Here is a 21093-nt window from a genome sequence, read left to right on the forward strand (position 1 = left end):
ACCGCGTCGACGTTCAGCCCCGACGTCCACAGCGCCGACTGCCTCCGCCGCCTGCGCACCCGGTCGGGCGTCGAGCACGGCCGCACCCAGCCCATGGACCACCTCGTCTCCACCACGGTCAAAGCCGCATCCGCGGATCGTGCGTGGGGTCGGGGTACATGGGCGGGCAGCCGTGGCGGACGGCTTCGGGGCGCAGCTCGTAGTGCCAGGGTTCGTTGCGGTAGATCTGGCACAGCCCGTACGCGGCGCCGTGTTCGGACAGCCATGCCCTGGCGTCGTGGGGTCCGATGTCGACCGCGGCTCCCGACACGTGCGCGGACGTCTCCGGGGTGGCCACCCACCGGGCAGCCTCCTCTTCGGACCCGTACTGGGAAACCGCCTGACGGCGTAGGTGTTCCTGGTACGCCGGGGAACGCCAGCCACCGTTGACGAGGAACTCGACCCCGTCGGCCGCCGCATCGGTCGCGGCCCGGCGCAGGGCGCGGAGCAGCTCGCCGTCGAGGTTGGCCACGGCGGGAACCCGCTCGTCGAAGACCGTCACGCCGTCAGGGACGGTGCCATCCGCCACACCGAGTGCACGGTGGTGGTCGTCGCGCGGAGTGCCGAGGGGTGATGCTGCCGAGGAGGACGCGGAAGTCATGCCTCCAGTCAAGGCAGGGCGGTGCTGCCAGCACGTATGCGAATTCTGATACGCCGGCGATAGGTTCCGGCTCGTAGGATGGCGAGACCGTTGGCGCGGGGACGAGACGGTGATGCGCACGGCGTTGGTGAAGGGGAGCAGATCGTGGACAGGGCGCCTGGTATGAGCGTTCGCCTCAAACTCACCCTCAGCTACGCCGGGTTCCTCATGCTCGCGGGTACCCTGCTGCTCACGGCCGTGTGGGTGTTCCTCGTGCGAGGTTCGCCCGCCCGTATCCTCGCGCCCAACCCCGCCGACTTCCGGCGCGTCTTCGACCCGACCAACTTCGGCCCGTCCGTCTTCGCCGCGGCGGCCGTCCTGGTGTTGGCGTTCCTGCTGGTTTTCGGTCTCGTGGGCGGGTGGGTCCTCGCCGGCCGCATGCTCACCCCGCTGGTCCACATCACCGAAGCCACGCGCAGGGCCGGGAACGGATCGCTCTCCCACCGAATCCGGCTGCCCGGCCGCAGGGACGAGTTCCGCGAGCTGGCCGACGCCTTCGACACGATGCTCGCCCGGCTCGAAGCACACGTCGCCGAACAGCGGAGGTTCGCGGCCAACGCCTCCCACGAACTGCGCACCCCACTGGCGATCATGCGGACGCTTCTCGACGTGGTCCGCGACGATCGCGACCGCGACAACGGTGAGCTCGTCGACCGCCTCCATGCCGTCAACACCCGAGCGATCGACCTCACCGAGGCACTGCTCCTGCTCAGCCGCGCCGACCAACGGTCCTTCCCCCGAGAACACGTCGACCTGTCGCTCATGGCGGAGGAAGCCGCCGAAACTCTGCTCCCCTTCGCGGCGGAACGCGGCGTCACCATCAGGACTTCCGGCGACGTGAGCCACGCCGTCGGCTCACCCGCGCTCCTGCTGCAGATGACCACGAACCTCGTGCACAACGCGATCGTCCACAACGTACCGGAGCGGGGCACAGTGTGGGTCACGACCAGCGTCCACCCCCAGACCGTGGTGCTCACCGTCGAGAACACCGGCGAGAAGCTCGCCCCGCAGCTGGTTCCCACGCTTGTCGAGCCGTTTCAGCGCGGCACCAAACGCATCCACACCGACCACGGGGGCGTCGGGCTCGGCCTCGCCATCGTCAACAGCATTGTCCAGGCACACGACGGAACCCTCATCCTCACCCCCCGGGCCGCCGGCGGGCTCCGCGTCACGGTGCGACTACCCGCCGCACCACCGCGCCCCGGCAGCTGACGCCGCCCGCCCGCGGCACGACCACCAGCGGCGAGGTCGTCGAGGTCTGCCGGGGCGATGCCCCTGATGGTGAACCTGGCTGAGCTGCGCCGGTGCCGGGATCGGCCACCGGCGCGCGGTGCCGTCAGGCCCGCACTGTCACCGAGCGATCTCGCCGGCGCGGGATTCGACGAGATCGCGGAGGAACCGGGACGACCTTCCTGTCTGGTCGGTGTAACCGGAGCGTCGGTAGAACTCGTGTGCGTCATCGCGGCGGTAGGAGCTGGTGACCTCCATGCGGACGCAGCCACGACGGATGGCGAACGACTCCGCCTCCGCCACGAGCCGACCGCCCACGCCCTGACGGCGTGCTCCATCGGAGATGACCAGAGCGACGATCCGACCCCAGGCGCCGGTGCGTTCGAAGAACGGGCAGATGTGGACCGCGACGAGGCCGACGAGGTCGCCGTCCACCTCGGCCACGTAGGCCGCGCTGGCGGGATCGTGGCGCCAGGCCTGGATTCGGGCCGCCGTCGCCGGAATGTCGCCCTGGGGATAGCCCAGCTGCCGAAGCAGCTCGTTGACGACCCCGGCGTCGGCCGGGCGTGCCAGTCGTATCCGCATGCTCTCCCCTGTCAACAATTCGCTGGCTGCCTCGACGAGGTTATGGGAAAGTCGAAGTAGGTGTCCGGATAGGGTTCGTCGTTCAGCGTGTAATGCCACCACTCGTAGTCGTACCGCCGGAAACCGCTGGCCTCCATGATGGCGCAGAGGTGTTCCCGGTTCCTCGCTGCCACCGGCGTGATTCCACTCGCACCGTGGTGTGAGATCGAATCCATCAGATCATGGTCCCCACCCATGGGAGCGAGCTCGCCGGTATCCAGGTGGTAGAGCGTCAGGTCGACGGTGCTGCCCCGGCTGTGACCCGACTTGACCGCCACGTAACCTCTGTCGAACATCTCGGCTCTGGCGATGTTCGGGTAGTACCGTGGCTTCGTCCGGCCGTCCTCCGGCTGCCTCGCCCAGCGCAGGAAGCAGTCCACGGCGCGTTGCGGCCGGTAGCCGTCCCACAGCAGCAGGCCAAAGCCCAGGGACTCGGCCTTCTCCCGCGCTCTTGCCAGGGATGCGCACAGTGCCCTCGTACCGACGATCCGGTTCGCCAGGTATCCGTCCACCGGTTTGCCGGTGAAGTTGTCCCACGTGGCGTACTTGGCATCCCAGCGAATTCCGGGCGCGAACTCGTCCAGGAAGAAGAAGTCATCCTTCACTGGGCTTTTCCCGTCAACGCCAGTGACACCAGCCGGTCGATCACCTCGGCAAGCGGCAGGCCCGCGGCCGCCATCATCCTCGGGTAACGGCTGTAGGAGGTCATGCCGGGCAGTGTGTTGACCTCGTTGAGGACCACCGTGCCGTCCTCCTTGAGGAACAGGTCCACCCGTGACAGGCCTCTGCATCCCAGGGCGCGGTACACGGTCTTCGCCGTCTCCTGGACGAGCGTGCGCGACTGCGCCGGGATGTCCGCGGGAACGATGAAGGTCGAGTTCTCGGACCCGCTCTCCGGTTCGTCCTCCTGGTGGATCCTGAAGAAGCCATGGGAGAGCGCGACCCGATCCACCTCGCCCGCGACCAGGTCCAGATCGTTTCCCAGGATCGCACAGCCGATCTCGCTGCCGACGACGGCCTCTTCGACCAACACCTTCGAGTCGTACTGCCGTGCGGTTTCCACCGCGCTCGACAGTTCTTCTTCGCGAGACACCTTGCTGACGCCGAAGGACGAACCCGAACGGGCCGGCTTCACGAAGACGGGGTAGGTGAGCCGCTCGGGCTCGACCTTCTCGTCCGGCGTGACGGTCCAGAAGTTCGGCGTGGCGATCCCCGCGCTCCTGGCGACGAGGTAGGTGAGGGACTTGTCCATGCACAGGGCGGAACTCTGGACATCGCAGCCCACGTAGGGGATGCCGGCGAGCTCCAACAGGCCCTGCATCGCGCCGTCTTCGCCGAGCTTGCCGTGCAGAACGGGCAACACCAGGTCCAGGCCGATCGTCTCGTACCGTCCCCGCTCCAGGACCAGCAGTCCGCGTACGCCTCGGTCCGGGGACAGCACGACCGGCCGACAGGCGCCGTTCTCCCAGTTCGCGGCGGGGCCGTCGCAGAGCTTCCAGGCACCGCTCTTCGTGATCCCGATGTAGAACGGTTCATACTTCTCGGTGTCGAGGTTCTTCGCGACCTCTTGCGCCGATTTGATGGAGATCGGATGTTCTTCGGAACAGCCCCCGAACACGATCCCAAGCTTCAACCTATCCATGGTACCTCCCACTCTCGAATTTCAGGCAGTTGATGATGGAGTTCTCGACGGTGTCACTCAGGGCATGGTCGGTGTAATACGCGGTGTGCGGAGTGACGAGCACATTCGGGAGTTCTCGCAGCCGCAGCAACGACTCGCTCTTTATGTCGTCACCTCTGTGGTCGGCGTAGAAGATTCCCTCCTCCCCTTCGAGAACATCCAGCGCCGCTCCGTCCAGCCTGCCGCTCGCCAAGGCGGAGACAAGGGCCTCGGTATCCACAAGTGACCCGCGTGCGGTGTTGACGACGAACGCACCGCGCTTCATCCGCTCGATACGCTGACGATCCAGGAGGTGGTACGTGTCCGTGTCGAGTGGCGTGTGGAGCGTCACGATGTCGCTCTGCATCAGCAGATCGTCGAGCGGGACGTAGTCGGCGGAGGTCTGCGGGTTGATGTCGTAGGCCAAGATCTGGCAGCCGAACCCACGCAGCCGGTCGATGACCGCGGCGCCGATGCGTCCTGTGCCGACCACCCCGACGGTCAGGTCACGCAGCTCCTTCCCGCGCACGTCGTTCAGCCTGTAGTCATGGACTTCCGCGCGGCGGATGACGGATTTGGCGTGTCGCAACACCATCAGCATCAGCATCAGCGTGTAGTCGGCAACGCTGTCCGGCGAGTAGGCGACGTTCTCGACGGAGATGCCGACACTCTCCGCGTATGCCACATCGATGTGGTTGTACCCGATGCTCCTCGTGGAGACGTACGCCACGCCAGCCTGGCTGAGCGCGAGCAGGGTGGAGTTCGTGACCTGAGTCTTGTGACCAACGCTGATGCAGCGATTGCCGAATGCCAGGTCGACATTGGCCTCGGATACCGGTGCCCGCGTGATAGTCGGCACCACGCCGATGCGGGGCGCCAACCTCCGGAACAGGACCGCCTCGTCCTCCCCGCACCCGTAGATCGTGATGCCCGTCGTCGGGAAGGCCGAGGAGGTCACCGACGCCAGCGATCGGGCGCGGCGAGCCGCTGTTCGTCCTGGTTCGCTGTGGGTCATGCCGCCAGTCAAGGCAGCGGCGTGTTGCCAGCACGTATCCGGTTTTCGATACGCCGACGATATGTTCCGGCTCGCCGAGACCGGCACGTTCGCGCGCGCCGAGCGCCCGGGTCACCGCGGGCCGGAGTCGGCGTGGTTCGCGGTCACCGCGGCGTCGCGCACGCTCGTGGGCGGTATCTGGTCCTGTCGTACTCCTTCAGGACGGTGTGCCGGCCCCCTGGTCCGAACGCGGGTGGAGACGCGGTGGTCAGGCGGTCCAGCGGATGGCGGGGTTGAGCCGGCCGGTCCGGTCGAAGACGGCCTGGTTCTCCCAGCCGTCGCCGGAGTTGTTGATGTCGGCCGGGTCCCAGCCGTTGCCCGCCACGGCGTACCAGGTCGGCTCCCAGTAGAAGATGCCGATCGCGCCGGCGTCGCGTGCGGTGTTCTGCACCGCGGTGAAGTTCGCCGCCTGGCCCGCCGGTGTCGCCGGGTAGCCCGAGCACGGCTGCGCGGACGAGATGGCGTTCGCGGTGCCGTCGTCGTTGGCCGTGGTGTACGGGTACGCGGTCTCGGCGAGGATCACCGGTTTGCCGTAGCGGGACCGCATGTCGGACACCACACCGGCCATGGTGGACATGGTGCCGTGCCAGTAGCAGTAGTAGGACAGCCCCGTGATGTCCCACTGGACGCCCTGCGCCCGGATGCCGTCGTAGAACCAGCGTGCGTTCGCGTCGCTGTCGGCGTCCGCCGTGTGGATGATCACCTGGGTGCCGCTGTCGCACGCCTTGGTGGCGTTGTAGCCGGCCTTGAGCAGCAGGCCCAGGTTGGTGAAGTTGTTGTTGACCACCTTGCCGTCGTCCCACAGCATGCCGGTGTTGATCTCGTTGCCGATCTGCACGCTGTCCGGCGCCGTGCCCTGGGCCTTCAGGCTGTCGCAGACGTCGTAGGTGTAGTCGTAGACGTCCGTCCGCAGCTGGCCGATGCCGTGGCCGGACCACGCCGCGGGCTTGGTCTGCGTGCCCGGGTCCGCCCAGGTGTCGGAGTAGTGGAAGTCGACCAGCAGCTTGAGTCCCTTGGCCTTCACCGCGCGCGCGTACCGCAGGACCTTGTCCTTGTTGTTGTAGCCGCTGCGCGGGTTGTGCCAGATCCGCAACCGGACGTAGTTCACGCCGGCGCCCTTGAGGATGTCGAGCGGGTCCCTGGCGGTGCCGTTCGCGTCGTAGTACCTCGCGCCGAGGTCCAGCGCCCGCTGGAGCGACGAGACGTCCGCACCCAGCATGCCGAGGCTCGCGGCGGCGGCGGTGGGGGGCGCCAACAGTGTCGCGGGGAGCGTGAGGGCCGTCAGAAGAACGGCGACCTTCCCCGCGCGGCGAGTGCCGTACGCGGTCATTCCATCTCCTTCGATCGAGTGGGGCCTGACTGGTCGGGTCACCCCTCGTTGACGGTGAACCCCTGTTGTCTGCCGTACTTCACCAGGGCGTCCTGCCAGGCGCGGAGGCCGGTGTTGAGGTCGGCGTTGTTCACGTACGCCTGGCCCGCCGTGTCGCTGAAGATGGTCTCGGCGTAGAGCTGGTAGGGCAGGTACTCCCAGCCGGCCGAGACCTGGGTGGCCGCAGTGGTCAGCACCTCGTTGATCTTCTGCCCGCCGAAGTACGGTGCGGAGAACTCCTTGAACTGGCTCGACTCGAGATCCGCGGTGGTGGCGGGGAAGCCGCCGCTGTCGAGGAAGATGCCGATGCTGCGCTGATCGTGGTTGAGCCAGCGGACGAACGCGGCGGCCAGGTCGGGGTTGTCGCTCTGCTTGAGCACCGACTGGGTGCTGCCGCCGTGCTCGGCGGTGGTCGGCCTGCCGTCGTAGGTGGGGATCGGGGCCACGGCCCACTTGCCGGCGGCGGCCTGGACCGACTCCATGAGGATGCCGGGCATCCAGGCGCCGGCGACCACGGTGGCGATCGTCCCGTCACCCAGCGCCCGGTACCACTCGTCGGTCCAGCCCGTTATGTTCGTCACCAGCCTGCCCTCGATGAGCTGGTTCCAGATGGCGGTCCACTTCTTCGTGCCCTTGTCCCGCAGGTTGATCGTGACCTCGCGGTCGCCGTCGGTCCTGAACGGCCGGCCGCCGGCCTGCCAGATCAGGCTCGTGGTGAAACCGGCGTCCCCGGCGTCGGAGGCGATGTACCTGGTCGGGTCGGCGGCGTGCAGCTTCCGCGCCGCGGCGACGTAGTCGTCCCAGGTCTTCGGCACCTCGATGCCGTACCGCGTGAAGACCTCCTTGTTGTAGAACATCGCCATGGGACCGGAGTCCTGGGGCAGGCCGTAGATGCCGTCGCGGACGTGCACGGACTCCCAGGTGGACGCCGTGTAGTCGGCCTTGACCTTGTCGAAGCCGTACCCGGTCAGGTCGACGAGCGAGCCCTGCAGGGCGAACTGCGGGAGCGCGCGGTACTCGATCTGCGCCACGTCCGGGCCGCCACGTCCGGCCTTGATCGCGTTCTGCACCGCCGTGTAGTGGTCCTCGCCGGTGCCGACGTTGGCGTACTCGACCTTGACCTTCGGGTACTCCTTCTCGAACTCGGCCGCCTGCTCCTTGCCCGATGGTGTCCAGCTCCAGTAGGTGATCGTGCCGCCCTTCTTCAACGCCGCGTCCAGCGCCGCCGGCGACGCGTTGCCGCCGGAGCCGGCGGCCTCGGACGAGCATCCCGCGAACAGGACCGCCAGTGCGGTCGCCAGAGCCGCGGCCACCGTGCCGCGGCGTCGGGTCCGGGTCATGAGAAGTCCTTTCGCTGTGCGGTACTCACTGCCTGACGCTGCCCGCGCTCAGGCCGGACTGCCAGAACCGTTGCAGGAGCAGGAAAGCGGCGACGAGCGGAATGATCGTGAGCAGTGATCCGGTGATCACGAGGTGGTAGATCGGCTCGGCACCGGCGCCCCGGCCCTGGCCGCTCCACTGGTTCAGCCCCACCGTCAGCGGGTACCAGCGCGGGTCGTTGATCATGACCAGCGGCAGGAAGTAGTTGTTCCACGTGGACACCACGGTGAACAACGCGACGGTCACGATGCCGGGGACGAGGAGCCGCAGCGCCACGGCGAAGAAGATCCGGAGCTCACCGGCGCCGTCGATCCGCGCCGACTCGATCAGCTCGTCGGGCACCGCGTCGGTGGCGTAGACCCAGATCAGGTAGAGGCCGAACGGGCTCACCAGCGACGGGACGATCACCGCCCACGGGGTGTTGGTCAGGCCGACCGCGCTGAACATCAGGAACGTCGGCACGGCGAGCGCGGTGCCGGGAACCGCGATCGCGCCGAGGATCACGGCGAACACCGCGCGCCGCCCGGAGAACCGGTACTTGGCGAGCCCGTACCCGGCCGCGGTGGCCAGCAGGGTCGCCCCACCGGCGCCGGCCACCACGTAGAGGAGCGTGTTCCCCAGCCACCGCAGGAAGATGCCGCCGTCGTAGGTGAACGTCCCGGCGATGTTGGTGAACAGCGCGAACGGGCCGCCGAACCACAGCCCGGGCGTGGCGAACAGGGCCGCCTGGGACTTGGTCGCGTTGATCACCAGCCAGGCAAGGGGCAACAGCGTGTAGACGAGGTAGAGGGACGCGACCGCGGTCAGCACCTTCGACCTGCCGGGCATCAGCGCCTCGCGTGCCATCACATGCCCTTCCGCGCGCCGCGCAGCTGCACCACGTAGGCGATGACCGCGGTGATCACACCCATCACGATCGCGACGGTGGCCGCGTAGTCGTACTCCTGACCGCCGAAGGACAGGTAGAAGGCGTACATGTTCGGCGTGTAGTCCGTCGTGAGCACGTTGGGAATCAGGCCGCGCAGGATGTTCGGCTCGTTGAACAGCTGGAAACTGCCGATGATCGAGAAGATGGTCGCGAGCACGACCGCGCCGCGCAGGGCGGGCAGTTTGATGCCGAGGATCGTGCGGAACGGCCCGGCACCGTCGATGGCGGCCGCCTCGTACAGCTCGTGGGACACGACCCGCAGCGCCGAATAGAAGATGATCATGTTGTAGCCGACGAACTCCCAGGTCACGATGTTGCCGATCGAGGCGAGCGCCCAGTTCAGCGACAGCGGCCGGATCGCGTGGGTGGCGAACAGGTCGTTGAGGTCGGCGGCGAGACCGAAGTTCGTGCCGTACATGTAGCCCCACATGAGCGTGGCGACGACCGCCGGGACCGCGTAGGGCAGGAAGATCACGATGCGGAAGAAGCCGGCCGCGTGCAGGCGGGCGCTGTCGATCGCCAGCGCCGCGACCAGCGCGAGCACCAGCATGATCGGCACCTGGACCGCGAGGAAGACCAGTACCCGCAGGAACCCGCTCCAGAACCGGCCGTCCCCGAAGAGCCGCAGGTAGTTGTCGACACCGACGAAGGTCGTGCCACCGAAGAAGGCCTGCTCCCGGAACAGGCTGAGCTTGACGGCGTAACCGATGGGTGCGAGAAAGGTCAGCGCGAACACGACCAGGAACGGCGCCACGAAGACCCAGCCACGCCGGTCGTGCCGCCGACGCGAACCGCGCGGGCGAACAGTGGTCCGGGGCGACGTCATCGTCGTTCCTCGCGGTAAATGTTCACGTTAACATTCCGCCGGAACGTACCGCGTTCAGGTCACCGTGTCCAGCTCGGAGGGAGATGGGCGGATAGGGCACGTTCTTCTGACCCCACCCCGACATTCCCGATATGGCTGGTGATTCAGGCGCCGAGCAACGTCAGCAGTCCCAGATCATCGGCCGTCCCGACGATGACGATGACGATGCACACGCCAACACGGCAAGCACGCCGCGTGCGCGCACATCTCCCCCTAGGAATCTCGGCCGACGCGGGACAGGAGGGCAGCCCCGAGCGGGGTGAGCCGATGCAGGACGGCAGGTCCATCGCGTCGGGAGTCGATGAAGCCGGCCGCCCGCAGAACCCCGGTGTGACGACTGGCGGAAGCCACGGACATCCCCAACATCCCCGCGATCTGCGACGTGGTCCGTCCGTCGTCGACAGTGCGGAGGACGGCGGCGCGTGCCCGTCCCAGCAACGCGGGCAGAGCCGAATCGCCAGCTCCGGGCCGGACCCACCGGTACTCCTGGGCGATCGGGTAGACGAGCACGGGCGGCAGGTCGGGATTGGCGAGCGACACGGCATTGCGCTGGCAGAAGAACGACGGCCGCAACCGCAGACCACGCCCCCGCAGCCGCACCGTCCGCTCGACGTCGCAGGCTACCTCGAGGACAGGGGGCCGCCACCGGACCAACGGACGCAGGGTGGCGAGCAGTCCCTCGATCCCGCCGTTCAGCAGACTGCGGGTCCGATGCGCGCGATCGGCGTCGATGCTCCCCTCGATGACGGGACGGAACGGCGCGATGGCCACGTCGTGGTAGGCACGCAGCGCCTCGGTGACGGCGCGCAACCCGGTGCCGTCGGCGACGGAGTCGACCCAGGCCGGCAGGACGGTCTGGGTGCGCAGGCGAGCCAGCTCGGCGTGAAGCCGTTCGCGTGGCGTGGTCATGATCGCGTCGAGGCCGGCGTCGAGGGTCTCCTCACCCTCGGCGGGGGTGAGGAAGTCGGGAAAGTAGGGGAGTTTGGGCGCGAGCGTGGCCAGCACCCCGGCACTGGCGCGCAGGCCGGTCACACCGCGCAGCTTGGCCCGCCACGGGCGGAAGGCCAGCGGCAGGTCCGGATCGTGCAGGCGGAACCTGCTGAGGACGATCTCCCACATCGGGTCCATCCCCGCCGTGAGACGAACCCTGGTGAGGTCCTCGCTGGTGAAGTGGATCCTGAGCATGGTGGACCACCGCCTGCTTCGCCAGTTGTTCACCGAAAGTGTCTCTGACCGGTGATTTTTCACCCTAGCGCAAAGGCCCTCCCGTCCCGCAAGCCCCGTTCCTAGCCTCGCTGCTGCGCGGCTCCGTTCCAGCACGGTCCGGAGTGGATGGTGCGCACGATGATGTGTGGCAACCTTTCCAGGAGGTAAGCGCTTGATGACGGTGAAGGGTGTTGGACTGTCCCGCCTGTTCACGGGGGTGCTGGCCGGGCTCGTCCTGCTCACCGGACTGCTGGTGGGCACGAGCGGCATCGCGGCGGCGGCCCCGGCGGCGGCCGGGGCAACGACCGTCGCCCCGGCCGGCACGGCGGTCGACGACGAGACCGGTGCCGAGCTGGCGGCGTGGTCGTGCAGCTCGGGCAACGTGTGCTTCTACACGGGTCCGGACGGCACCGGCTCGCGGTGCATGTGGAGTGTCGCGGACCCGGACTGGGCCACCGGCAGCATCGTCTGTTCGTGGGCGCGGACCACGAACGTCAAGTCGGTGTGGAACCGGGGTACCAGCTCGGCGAGCGGCGTCGCGTTCTACAGCGGCACGAACTACAGCGGACGGATCGGCTGTACCAGACAGGGACAGAGCGGGAACCTGGCCGGAACCTACAAGGTGCGCTCGCACCAGTGGATCTCCGGCTCCTGCGGCTGACCCGGCAGGACACGGACCGGCTCGGCGGGTGAAGGCCCGCCGGGCCGGTCCGTCACAGTTCCGGTGAGTACCAGTCGGTATCCGGGTTTATCCCCAGGAACCCGCGAAGCCCGAGGACGTCGTCAAGCCGTGGGGCGAGCGTCACGTAGGGGTAGGTTGTGTGGATGTTGGAAACCGGCCGTCGCGAGGGCGGACGGCCGACGAAAGTTGGGTGTGAAAGGTACTGCCGCGGGTAGCCACCCCTGGAACTCAAGGTCGTTGATGAAGCGAGGGTTCGTTGGCAGAGCCGCCCCACCATCCCGCTGCCTCGTCGACGCTGAACCTGCGTGACAGCCACCCGCACATGGTGGCCGCCGTTCGCCGGTGGGCCAACGCGGAGCTGAACGGACTCGGTCAGGAGATCCTCGGTGACATCCTGCTGGTGATCACCGAACTGGTCTCGAACGCCTACGACCACGGCGGCGGTCCGTCGTCGGTACGGCTGACCCGCTCGCACGGCCCGTGGCTGGTGATCGTCGAGGTCGAGGACGCCAACGAGTTGCTGCCGACGATCGGCGTGTCCCGCTTCGGCGCGGCCAGCCACCGCGGCAACGGCCTGGTCCTGGTGGACAAGCTGGCCACCACCTGGGGAATAACCCGTCACCAACACACTGCGGGTAAGACCGTGTGGGCGCGCTTCACCCGGAAGGACTAGCACGGGTCCCGTCGAAAATCTTTGATATGACCACCGGTATGACACTGCGTAGACTTCACGAAGGCGCGAACATGGAGGCTGAGTGGCAGACCTGACCGTCGAGCCCGACACCGGCTCATCGCACGACCCACTACTGCGGGTACACCAGGAGGCCCGCGGCGGTGCCGTCGTCGTGCGTGTCGTCGGCGACGTCGACCTCGCCACGGCGCCGGCCCTCGACGCCCACCTGTGCCGCGCACAGGAGCAGCTCACCCCGCCCACCCCACTGGTACTCGATCTGACGGGTGTCGAGTTCCTCGCCTCCGCCGGACTCTCCGAACTGATCAAGCACTCGCAACGGTGCGCCACCATCGGCAGCCGGCTGATCGTGGTCGCCGCCCACCGCCCGGTGCTCCGCGCCATGGAGGTCACGGGCCTGACCGACACGATCGCCGTCGTCGCGTCCGTCGATGACGCTCTCACCATCGCGGCAGCGGACTGACAGGTCCGGATCCTGCCCGTGCGGCAGCCCCTGCGCCGGTGCGGCGACGGATACACCTCACCGGCGCATCGGTGCCATACTTGCCGGCAATGGACGTACGCGGCAGGAACCACGTCACGATCATCGGTGACCATGACGACCACGGTGAGCGCCCGGTTCTGCTGTTCGCGCACGGGTTCGGGTGCGACCAGAACATGTGGCGGCTGGTGACGCCCGCGTTCGCCGAGGGCTACCGCCTGGTGTTGTTCGACCACGTCGGTGCCGGCAACTCCGATCTCACGGCCTGGGACTCCGACCGGTACTCGACGCTCGACGGCTACGCGACCGACGTCCTGGAGATCTGCGCCGAGCTGGACCTGCGGAACGTGGTGTTCGTCGGGCACTCCGTCAGCGCCATGATCGGTGTGCTCGCCGCGGCCCGGGAGCCGTCCCGGTTCGCCGCCCTGGTCATGGTCGGCCCCTCGCCTCGCTACATCGACGACGACGGATATCTCGGCGGGTTCAGCACCGAGGACATCGACGAGCTGCTCGACTCGCTCGACAGCAACTACCTGGGCTGGTCGGCCGCGATGGCCCCGGCGATCATGGGCAACCCCGACCGGCCCGAGCTGGGCGCCGAGCTCACCAACAGCTTCTGCCGCACCGACCCCAGCATCGCCCGCCACTTCGCCCGGGTCACCTTCCTGGCCGACAACCGCGCCGACCTGCCGGGGGTCGAGATCCCCACACTGGTCCTGCAGTGCCGCGAGGACCTGATCGCCCCGATGGCCGTCGGAGAGTACGTCCACCACCGCGTCCCCGGCAGCACACTGGTGGTGCTGGACGCCACCGGGCACTGTCCGCACCTCAGCGCTCCCGAGCAGACCATCTCCGCCCTCCGCGACTTCCTCACCACCACGTTCGCCGCTCCCCGATGATGAGCTACGCCGACGACGACCAGACCGACGACGGCACCGACAGCGCCACCAGCGGCGGCACCGACAGCGGCACCGACAGCGGCGGTCGGGACGGTGCGGACGCCGCGTTCTCCGCGTTGCTCGAGGACGACGCCACCGATCTCTACGAGAACGCGCCGTGCGGCTACCTCTCCACCCTCCTCGACGGACGCATCGCCAAGATCAACGGCACGCTCCTGGCCTGGCTGGGCTACCAGCGGGACGACCTCGTCGGCCGCCGGCGCTTCACCGACCTGCTCACCGTCGGCGGCAGGCTCTACCACGAGACCCACTACGCCCCACTCCTGCGGATGCAGGGCGAGGCGCACGAGATCGCCCTCGAACTGCGGACCGCGGACGGCCGGCGACTGCCCGTCCTGGTGAACTCGACGGTCCGGACCACCGCCGAGGGACAACCGCTGCTGATCCGGACCACGATCTTCGACGCCCGCCAACGCCGCGCCTACGAACGCGAACTCCTGCGCGCCCGCCAACAGTCCGACGCCGAACGCGAAGCCGTCGAACGGGAACGCGCACGCCTGCAGCGGCTGACCGAGACCCTGCAACGCACCCTGCTGCCACCGGTGCTGCCCGCCGTGCCCGGTATCGACGCCGCCGCGCACTACCACGTCGCCACCCACGAACACGTCGGCGGCGACTTCTACGACCTGTTCCCCCTCACGACCGACCGGTGGGGCTTCTTCCTCGGCGACGTCTGCGGCAAAGGCCCCGACGCCGCCGTCATCACCTCCCTGACCCGCTACACACTGCGCGCCGCCGCGGTCTACGACCCCGACCCGACCGCCGTGCTGACGAACCTGAACCAGGTGCTGCTCCAACAACGCCACGCCCGCGACGCCCGATACTGCACCGTCCTTTTCGGACTGCTCACCCCTGACGGCGACGGCTTCAGCCTCTCCCTCGCCAGCGGCGGGCACCTACCCGCCCTCGTCACCCGAGCCGACGGCGACGTCGAAACCCTGCACACCCCGGGCGGACAGCTCATCGGAATCCTCCCCCACGCGCACATCGCGGTCACCACCACGCGCCTCGGCCCCGGTGACAGCCTGCTGCTCTACACCGACGGCCTCACCGAGGCCCGCCGCCCCGACGGCACCATGTTCGGCGAACAACACCTGGCCGTCCTCGCCGCTGGCTTCCGCGGCCACGATGCCCAGACCATCGTGGACACCCTCGCCGCGGTCCTCGACGACCTCGGCGAGCGACTCACCGACGACACCGCTCTGCTCGTCCTCACCGTCCCCACCCCGTCGACAACAGACAGGGTCGTCCAGTGACCGACCTGACGATCACCACCCGCACCGCCCCGCACGGCCACGTCCTCACCGTCCGTGGCGCCCTGGACGTGAACACCTCCCCCAGGTTGCGACAAGTCTACGAGGACCTGACCTACACAGCCGGCCACGAACTCGTTCTCGACCTCACCGATCTGGAGTTCTGCGACTCCAGCGGCATCTCCACCTTCATCAACGCCCGCGACCACGCCGCGTCCTTCGGCGCCACCTTCGCGCTCGCCGCCGTCCCGGCCCGGACCACCAAGATGATCGCCACCATCGGGCTCGGCGAGTTCTTCACCCGCTACGACACGGTGGACCAGGCGAACCTCTAGCCGCCTCATCCGTGGGTTCCTTTCGGTGAGGCGGATCCGCAGTGACCGCCAGCGGCCAAGCGACCCGGGGGTCGGCCCGTGGTCAGGTCGGGATGCCGGGTGGGCCCTTGACGGTGTGCAGGACCAGTGCGCTCTCCACCCCCTGGACGTCCGGCAGGGTCGCGATCGTGTCGGTCAGGTACCCGTAGAGCCCGGCGACGCCGGGGGTGGCCACCGACGCGAACACGTTGCGGTTGCCGGTGATCGCCGCGGCGAAGGCCACCTCGGGGTGGGAGGCGAGCGCGGTGCCGATGGCCTCGAGCCGCGCGGGTGGGACGGTCAGCCAGAGCAGCGTGCGGACGTGCAGGCCGAGGCGGGCGCGTTCGGTGTCGACGTCGAAGTAGAGGACGCCCGTGTCGCGCAGTTCGGTGATCCGGCGTTGCACGGTGGAGTAGGACACCCCCGTCTCGGCGGCGAACCCGGCACCCGGCTGCCGCACGTGCGGCTCACCGCAACCTCCACACTCGACCTCGTCCGCGACGGCCGCTACCTGTTGCTCACCGGCCCCGCCGGACACGCCTGGACACCGGCCGCACGCAAGGCCGATCCGACCGGCGCCTTCCTCGACGTAGCACAGCTCCCGCGCCGAACGGCCCACTGCGACACCGCCGAGGACGGCGCCCTGCTGGTCCGCCCCGACCACGTGGTCGCCTGGCGCGCCACCCATGCCACGCCCCACGCCCTGGCCGACGCCGTGGCGCGGGCGTTGGGGCATCCGCCGCACTCCAGCGTGGGTCACCGATGAGCGCCGGTCCCCGAAGGCCGCCGAGCAGCGGGCCGGCGCCGGCGTGCGCCCCGCTCGCCGGCGTTGCTCAGACCGCCGGCACGCCGGGGGCGGTGACAGAACGCAGATCGCGTGCGGTCTTCGTGATCAGCTCCTCGAACGGCTGCTCGTCGCTGTCGGCGATCCACCGGGTGAACGCGACCCGGAACACCGTGGTGCCCGACTCGGCGGCCAGCCACGCCGCGGCCTCGCTCACACCGTGAGCTGTCAGCGCCTCGGCCAGCGCGGCAGCGACCGAGCCCATCTTCAGCAGCTCGCGCTCCACCAGCTCCGGGCTGCCGGCGATGATCAACTGCCGGGCACGCACGAACTCCAGCCGACCGGCGAAGATCTCCCGCGCGGCCACCCCGTACGCGGCGATCACCGCGCCGAACGGATCCGCGGCCGCACCCGGCTCCTCGGCCGTGGCGCGCGCCACCAGCTCCTTCAGGTCCGTGCCGCCGCTGAAGAGCACCTCTCGCTTGTCGCCGAAGATCCGGTAGAACGTGCGCTTGTCCACGCCGGCGCGGGCAGCGATGTCGGTGACGGTGGTCTGCTCGAAGCCACGCTCCAGGAACAGCTCGAACGCGGCCGCCGCCAGGCGGTCGCGTGCTCCGGGCTGCCAACGGGGCATGGCGATGATGATACCTCGATGTCGCTTTATGACATCAAACACACGGCCAGAGATGTCGCATGGTGACATCACGGAGTACCTTCAATGTCGCAAGGTGACATCACCTTTCGGGAAGGAACCATCATGCGTGTTCTCGTCACCGGCGCGTCCGGCCACCTCGGCTCGGCGGTCTTGCCGGAACTCCTCGACGCCGGGCACCAGGTCACCGGTCTGGCCCGCTCGGACGCGGCCGCCGCGGCCATCGAGAAGCTGGGCGCCCAGCCCCTGCGCGGTGACCTGGCTGACCTGGACGGCCTGCGGGAGGCCGCGGCGTCCGCCGACGGCGTCGTTCACCTGGCCTTCCGGCACGACCTGCTGCAGACCGGCGACCTGGCCCGCGCCGGCGAGGTCGACCTCGCCGCCCTCGAGGCCATCGCCGAGGCTCTCGAGGGCACCGGCAGGCCGCTGGTCAACACGACCGGCACGGCCGTCTACGCCATGACGGGCGGCCTCGGCCACCCCCTCACCGAGCAGGACACCCTCGACGGCGGCTACCGGATCCAGGCCGAGAACTTCGTGGTCGACCTGGCCACCCGCGGTGTCCGCTCGTCGGTCATCCGCCTCACCCCGACCGTGCACAGCGACCTCGACGCCTACGGGTTCGTCCCCAGCATCATCGCCGCCGCCCGCCGGGAGGGCTACGCCGCGTACGTGGGAGAAGGCGCCAACCGCTGGCCCGCCGTGCACACGCTCGACGCCGCGCGCCTGTACCGGCTCGCGCTCGAGAGCGCCCCGGCCGGCTCCCGCCTGCACGCCGTCGCCGACGAGGGCGTCCCGTTCCGCGACATCGCCACCGCCATCGGCCGCAACCTCGGCATGCCGGTCCGCGGCATCCCCGCCGAGGAGGCGAACGACTACTTCGGCTTCCTGGGCAGGATCGTGCAGCTGGACAACCCGGCCACCTCGGTACTGACCCAGCGCCTGCTCGACTGGCACCCCACGCACCCGGGACTCATCGCCGACCTCGACGCGGGCCACTACTTCCACACACCCGCGACCGACTGACCCGATCACACCCACCGGGAAGGCACCTCGGCAGGTCGGTGGGCAACCATGATCGCCGTGGCGGTCACGGCCGCCGCGTCGCGGCTTCCCGGTGCTCGGGAGCGGGCGCTTCTGGTGAAGCGGCACCCGTCCCGGCCGGACCGAGGATCCCGGCGGCACCCACCGCGACCAGGCAGAACACCGCGATGAGCAGGAACGCGAGGTTCAGCGCCACGAGGTGGGTCAGCGGTCCGATGATCATCGGACCGGCGAGCATGCCCAGGTAGCCGAGGCCCGCGACCCGCGAGACGTAGACGCCCGCGTACTCGCGGTCGGTGTGGCCGGCGGCGCTGAACAGCTGCGGCACGGTGCCGGACAGGCCGATGCCGAACAGCGTCCAGCCGGCCAGCGCCAGCGGGATCCACGGCGTGAGCGACGCGACCACGATGCCCACCGCGGCGACGGCGGCGCCGTAGCGGACCACCGCGACCGGACCGAACCGCCCAACCACGCGGTCGGTGAGCAGCCGGCCGATCGTCATCGCCGCGGCGAACGAGCCGTACGCGAACGCGGCGGTGGCGGCGGGCGCGTCGAGGACGGTGCTCAGGTGGAGCACGCTCCAGTCGTTGGCCACGCCTTCGGACAGCATGAGCAACAACGCGAGCCCGGCCAGCGCCCAGATGCGGACGGGTGTCTTCCGGCGCGGCCTGGGGCCCTTCTCGACCTTCGCGGTCGCGCGGCGCAGCAGGGCGGGGCTGGCGACGGCCGCGGCCACCAGCGTCAGACCGGTGGCGAGGGCGAACGTGGTGGCCGGCGCCCAGCCCCAGCTCAGCGTGCGGGCGCCGACGAGTGCCGCGGCGAACCCGCCGACCGACCAGACGGCGTGGAAGGCGGACATGATGGTGCGGCCGTAGGCGTGCTCGACCTCGACCGCGTGCGCGTTCATGCTCACGTCGAGGCAGCCGTTGCCGAAGCCCAGCGCCAGCAGGGCCGCGCCGAGCGCGAGACCACTGGTGGCGAGGCCCGGCAGGATCAGCAGCGTCGTGCACAGCAGCGCGGACACCGGCACCACCCGGTGCGCTCCGAACCGGTCCGCGAGCGGGCCCGCGACCTGCATGCCGACGAACGCCCCACCGCCGAGCAGCAGCAGGAGCAGGCCGAACGTGGCGTGGTCGACGCCGGCGCGGTGTTCGATGACCGGGATGTGGACCACCCACATGCCCATGACGAACCCGTTCAGGGCGAAAAAGGCGAAGGTGGCGAGTCGGGCGCGTCTGATCACGAGATCGAACATAACTCATGTTCATCCGCTAGCGCTACGAACACGCTTCCTGTTCAATGTGTTCGTGAGCACTGAGCGCCTCAAGCAGATCGTCGACGCCACCCGAACGGCGGGCGAGATGACCGTGGCCGACCTGGCCACCATGACCGGAGCCTCCGAGATGACCATCCGCCGCGACCTGGAGGTCCTGGCGGCGCAGGGGGTGCTGGAGCGCTACCGCGGCGGCGCGCGGAGCCTGCTGCTGCGGGGCAGCGAACCGCCGTTCGCGTTGCGCGCCACCGAGAGCGTCGACGCCAAACGCCGGATCGCGAGGCTCGCCGCGTCGCTGCTGGCCGACGGCGAGTCCGTCGTACTGGACAGCGGCACGACCTGCGTCGAGGTCGCCCAGATCGTGCGCGACCGTCGCCTCACCGTCATGCCGCTGTCCCTGCACGCGGCGAACGCCCTGGTCGGCGCGCCCTCCCTGACCCTGCTGTTCCCCGGCGGCGCGCCCCGGCCCGGCGAGCTCGCCCTCACCGGCCCGCTGACCGAGGCATCGCTCGCCGCTCTGCGCTTCGACACCGCGATCATCGGCTGCTGCGGACTGACCGCCGCACACGGCCTGACCGGCTACGACCTCGCCGACGCCGCCGCCAAACGAGCCGCCATGCGCTCGTCGAGCCGCGTCATCGCCGTGGCCGACGCCTCGAAGTTCGACCGAACCGCCCTCGCGGTCGTCGCCCCGATCACCGACCTCGACGTCCTCGTCACGGACAGCTGCGCACCCCCCGAGGAACTGTCCGCCCTCCGCGCCGCCGGCGTGACCGTCCACGAGGCGTGAGGCAGGCCTGCCCCGCGGCGGGTTCGACCTGCCAGCCCGTCCGCCCAGGCCCGGCGCAACACCGGGATGACGTAACGGTGGTAGACCAGGTCCCGCAACACGTCGTCGCCGCCTTCCACGATGGAGACGTAGCGCATGTCGCGGAGCAGCTTCCCGACCGGCATGTCGTCGGTACAGCCCAGTCCGCCGAACAGCTCGGAGCCGGTGCTGGCGATCCACCATCCGGTTTGGCCACAGAACATCTTCGCCGTAACCGCCGACTTCACGGTGCCCTGCTTGAGGAATGCCGACGACTATCCGTCGCACAGACATGTGAGTATCGCCGCGGAATTGCCTGAAATAGGGTGCGTATCTGGGTGGGCCGTATATTTCCACGAGGAGACGTGCATGTTGTTCACCGTTTCGAAGATGGCCGCCGCTGTCGTCGCCGTCGGTTTCGCATTGTCGAACGGAATCGCGGCCGCCGACACGGCCCTGCTCAACGAGAACTTCGGAACCACGCCGACGGGTCCGCTCGGCTCGCCCTGGACCGTCGACATCCACGGCGCCAGTACCGCCGTCGTGGTGGCCACCCCTGACCACGGCAAGGTGCTGGACCTGCGCGGCAGCAAGACGATCCCGGACTCCCTGGTCGCGACGGACCCCTTCTCGTCGGCCGCGACCGAGGTCCAGTTCAGCTTCGCCGTCGACCCGAGTGCCGGCTCGTCGTTCCAGACCGAGCTCAACGGCACCGGGAACTCCTACTTCTCGCGCCACCTCAACCTGCGGCTCGATCCCGGTTCGAACACCCTGGTGGCACTGACGTCGCCAACGGGACTCACCGACTGCGGGCCGCTCGTGCGCGGCAGCTGGTCGACGGTCACCCTGCGCGTCCACGAAACCGTCCTGCCGCACACGTTCGACGTGCTGGTCAACGGCGCGGGGACGAGCTGCACCGGGATCGAGACCAGGCAGGCCGCACCGTTCACCGGCATCAGCGTGATCGACGGGCTCGACACCGGGGAGGGTGGCTCGGTTCTGTTCGACAACTTCCTCGTCACCACGCCCTGATCGCTCGGCCGGCCGCGCGCACCGGCAAGTGCGCGGCCGGTGCGGCGGTCACAGGCTCCGGTCACGACGGGAGACGGGGTCGTGGG

Annotated in this window: 24 protein-coding genes and 1 pseudogene; 11 read left to right on the top strand and 14 right to left on the bottom strand. The window is 69.0% G+C overall.

Annotation, left to right across the window (positions count from 1 at the left end):
• Window positions 1-118: 118 nt before the first annotated feature.
• Complete coding sequence (locus ACJ73U_RS21445) at window positions 119-541, bottom strand: M15 family metallopeptidase (protein ID WP_407779455.1); 423 nt, start codon at window positions 539-541, stop codon at window positions 119-121.
• Window positions 542-802: 261 nt separating this feature from the next.
• Here ACJ73U_RS21445 and ACJ73U_RS21450 point away from each other — a divergent pair, with 261 nt between their 5' ends.
• On the top strand, window positions 803-1891 hold the full coding sequence (locus tag ACJ73U_RS21450; RefSeq protein WP_407779456.1) for a sensor histidine kinase: 1089 nt from the start codon (window positions 803-805) through the stop codon (window positions 1889-1891).
• Window positions 1892-2029: 138 nt separating this feature from the next.
• On the opposite strand, the gene ACJ73U_RS21455 is transcribed toward ACJ73U_RS21450, so the two are convergent.
• The 9 genes from ACJ73U_RS21455 to ACJ73U_RS21495 form a co-directional block, all read right to left on the bottom strand.
• Window positions 2030-2494, bottom strand: a complete 465-nt coding sequence (locus tag ACJ73U_RS21455; RefSeq protein ID WP_407779457.1) for a GNAT family N-acetyltransferase — start codon at window positions 2492-2494, stop codon at window positions 2030-2032.
• Between the two features lie 11 nt (window positions 2495-2505).
• Window positions 2506-3138, bottom strand: a complete 633-nt coding sequence (gene vanX / locus ACJ73U_RS21460; protein WP_407779458.1) for a D-Ala-D-Ala dipeptidase VanX — start codon at window positions 3136-3138, stop codon at window positions 2506-2508.
• The gene (gene vanA-Sc / locus ACJ73U_RS21465; RefSeq protein WP_407779459.1) at window positions 3135-4175 is read right to left on the bottom strand and encodes a D-alanine--(R)-lactate ligase VanA-Sc; all 1041 of its coding nucleotides are present in this window, start codon (window positions 4173-4175) and stop codon (window positions 3135-3137) included. Before vanA-Sc ends, vanX begins: the two co-directional genes overlap by 4 nt.
• Window positions 4168-5208 (bottom strand): D-lactate dehydrogenase VanH, encoded by a 1041-nt coding sequence (vanH, locus tag ACJ73U_RS21470; RefSeq protein ID WP_407779460.1) that lies wholly within the window; start codon window positions 5206-5208, stop codon window positions 4168-4170. Before vanH ends, vanA-Sc begins: the two co-directional genes overlap by 8 nt.
• 247 nt (window positions 5209-5455) lie before the next feature.
• Window positions 5456-6577, bottom strand: coding sequence for an arabinogalactan endo-beta-1,4-galactanase (locus ACJ73U_RS21475; protein ID WP_407779461.1), 1122 nt, complete (start codon window positions 6575-6577; stop codon window positions 5456-5458).
• Window positions 6578-6615: 38 nt separating this feature from the next.
• The gene (locus ACJ73U_RS21480; protein WP_407779462.1) at window positions 6616-7956 is read right to left on the bottom strand and encodes an ABC transporter substrate-binding protein; all 1341 of its coding nucleotides are present in this window, start codon (window positions 7954-7956) and stop codon (window positions 6616-6618) included.
• 25 nt (window positions 7957-7981) lie between these two features.
• Entirely contained in the window at window positions 7982-8842 is an 861-nt protein-coding gene (locus ACJ73U_RS21485) for a carbohydrate ABC transporter permease (protein ID WP_407779463.1), read from the bottom strand.
• Window positions 8842-9750 (bottom strand): carbohydrate ABC transporter permease, encoded by a 909-nt coding sequence (locus ACJ73U_RS21490; RefSeq protein ID WP_407779464.1) that lies wholly within the window; start codon window positions 9748-9750, stop codon window positions 8842-8844. The genes ACJ73U_RS21485 and ACJ73U_RS21490 overlap by 1 nt, the downstream gene beginning before the upstream one ends.
• Before the next feature lie 252 nt (window positions 9751-10002).
• Window positions 10003-10974, bottom strand: coding sequence for an ArsR/SmtB family transcription factor (locus tag ACJ73U_RS21495; protein ID WP_407779465.1), 972 nt, complete (start codon window positions 10972-10974; stop codon window positions 10003-10005).
• A 196-nt stretch (window positions 10975-11170) separates the two neighbouring features.
• Here ACJ73U_RS21495 and ACJ73U_RS21500 point away from each other — a divergent pair, with 196 nt between their 5' ends.
• The 6 genes from ACJ73U_RS21500 to ACJ73U_RS21525 all read left to right on the top strand — a co-directional run bounded on the left by ACJ73U_RS21500 (window position 11171) and on the right by ACJ73U_RS21525 (window position 15396).
• Window positions 11171-11656 carry a peptidase inhibitor family I36 protein gene (locus ACJ73U_RS21500; RefSeq protein WP_407779466.1) on the top strand — a complete coding sequence of 162 codons (486 nt, stop codon included), beginning with the start codon at window positions 11171-11173 and terminating at the stop codon, window positions 11654-11656.
• Between the two features lie 277 nt (window positions 11657-11933).
• Window positions 11934-12350 carry an ATP-binding protein gene (locus ACJ73U_RS21505; RefSeq protein WP_407779467.1) on the top strand — a complete coding sequence of 139 codons (417 nt, stop codon included), beginning with the start codon at window positions 11934-11936 and terminating at the stop codon, window positions 12348-12350.
• A gap of 82 nt (window positions 12351-12432) precedes the next feature.
• Window positions 12433-12831: an STAS domain-containing protein gene (locus ACJ73U_RS21510; protein WP_407779468.1), complete on the top strand. Its 399-nt coding sequence runs from the start codon at window positions 12433-12435 to the stop codon at window positions 12829-12831.
• Between the two features lie 89 nt (window positions 12832-12920).
• Window positions 12921-13748, top strand: coding sequence for an alpha/beta fold hydrolase (locus ACJ73U_RS21515; protein WP_407779469.1), 828 nt, complete (start codon window positions 12921-12923; stop codon window positions 13746-13748).
• On the top strand, window positions 13748-15064 hold the full coding sequence (locus ACJ73U_RS21520) for a PP2C family protein-serine/threonine phosphatase (RefSeq protein ID WP_407779470.1): 1317 nt from the start codon (window positions 13748-13750) through the stop codon (window positions 15062-15064). The genes ACJ73U_RS21515 and ACJ73U_RS21520 overlap by 1 nt, the downstream gene beginning before the upstream one ends.
• Window positions 15061-15396 (top strand): STAS domain-containing protein, encoded by a 336-nt coding sequence (locus tag ACJ73U_RS21525; protein ID WP_407779471.1) that lies wholly within the window; start codon window positions 15061-15063, stop codon window positions 15394-15396. The genes ACJ73U_RS21520 and ACJ73U_RS21525 overlap by 4 nt, the downstream gene beginning before the upstream one ends.
• 82 nt (window positions 15397-15478) lie before the next feature.
• Here ACJ73U_RS21525 and ACJ73U_RS21530 read toward each other — a convergent pair whose 3' ends face one another.
• Window positions 15479-15874, bottom strand: coding sequence for an Lrp/AsnC family transcriptional regulator (locus tag ACJ73U_RS21530; RefSeq protein WP_407779472.1), 396 nt, complete (start codon window positions 15872-15874; stop codon window positions 15479-15481).
• Here ACJ73U_RS21530 and ACJ73U_RS21535 point away from each other — a divergent pair, their 5' ends adjacent.
• Window positions 15875-16180: a hypothetical protein gene (locus tag ACJ73U_RS21535; RefSeq protein ID WP_407779473.1), complete on the top strand. Its 306-nt coding sequence runs from the start codon at window positions 15875-15877 to the stop codon at window positions 16178-16180. It abuts the gene before it with no gap.
• A 67-nt stretch (window positions 16181-16247) separates the two neighbouring features.
• Here the strand turns inward: ACJ73U_RS21535 and ACJ73U_RS21540 are convergent, their stop codons facing one another.
• Entirely contained in the window at window positions 16248-16832 is a 585-nt protein-coding gene (locus ACJ73U_RS21540) for a TetR family transcriptional regulator (protein ID WP_407779474.1), read from the bottom strand.
• A 123-nt stretch (window positions 16833-16955) separates the two neighbouring features.
• Between ACJ73U_RS21540 and ACJ73U_RS21545 the strand changes: the two genes are divergently transcribed.
• Entirely contained in the window at window positions 16956-17876 is a 921-nt protein-coding gene (locus tag ACJ73U_RS21545; RefSeq protein ID WP_407779475.1) for an SDR family oxidoreductase, read from the top strand.
• Window positions 17877-17940: 64 nt separating this feature from the next.
• Here the strand turns inward: ACJ73U_RS21545 and ACJ73U_RS21550 are convergent, their stop codons facing one another.
• On the bottom strand, window positions 17941-19137 hold the full coding sequence (locus tag ACJ73U_RS21550; RefSeq protein WP_407779476.1) for an MFS transporter: 1197 nt from the start codon (window positions 19135-19137) through the stop codon (window positions 17941-17943).
• A gap of 64 nt (window positions 19138-19201) precedes the next feature.
• Here ACJ73U_RS21550 and ACJ73U_RS21555 point away from each other — a divergent pair, with 64 nt between their 5' ends.
• Window positions 19202-19957: a DeoR/GlpR family DNA-binding transcription regulator gene (locus ACJ73U_RS21555; protein WP_407779477.1), complete on the top strand. Its 756-nt coding sequence runs from the start codon at window positions 19202-19204 to the stop codon at window positions 19955-19957.
• A 134-nt stretch (window positions 19958-20091) separates the two neighbouring features.
• Here the strand turns inward: ACJ73U_RS21555 and ACJ73U_RS21560 are convergent.
• A pseudogene (locus ACJ73U_RS21560) lies at window positions 20092-20199 on the bottom strand (hypothetical protein); the annotation flags it as partial.
• Window positions 20200-20344: 145 nt separating this feature from the next.
• On the opposite strand from ACJ73U_RS21560, the gene ACJ73U_RS21565 reads away from it, so the two are divergent.
• Window positions 20345-21007 carry a hypothetical protein gene (locus ACJ73U_RS21565; RefSeq protein ID WP_407779478.1) on the top strand — a complete coding sequence of 221 codons (663 nt, stop codon included), beginning with the start codon at window positions 20345-20347 and terminating at the stop codon, window positions 21005-21007.
• Window positions 21008-21093 lie beyond the last annotated feature (86 nt).

The organism is Actinophytocola sp., from assembly GCF_045807065.1.
Taxonomy (GTDB): Bacteria; Actinomycetota; Actinomycetes; order Mycobacteriales; family Pseudonocardiaceae; genus Actinophytocola.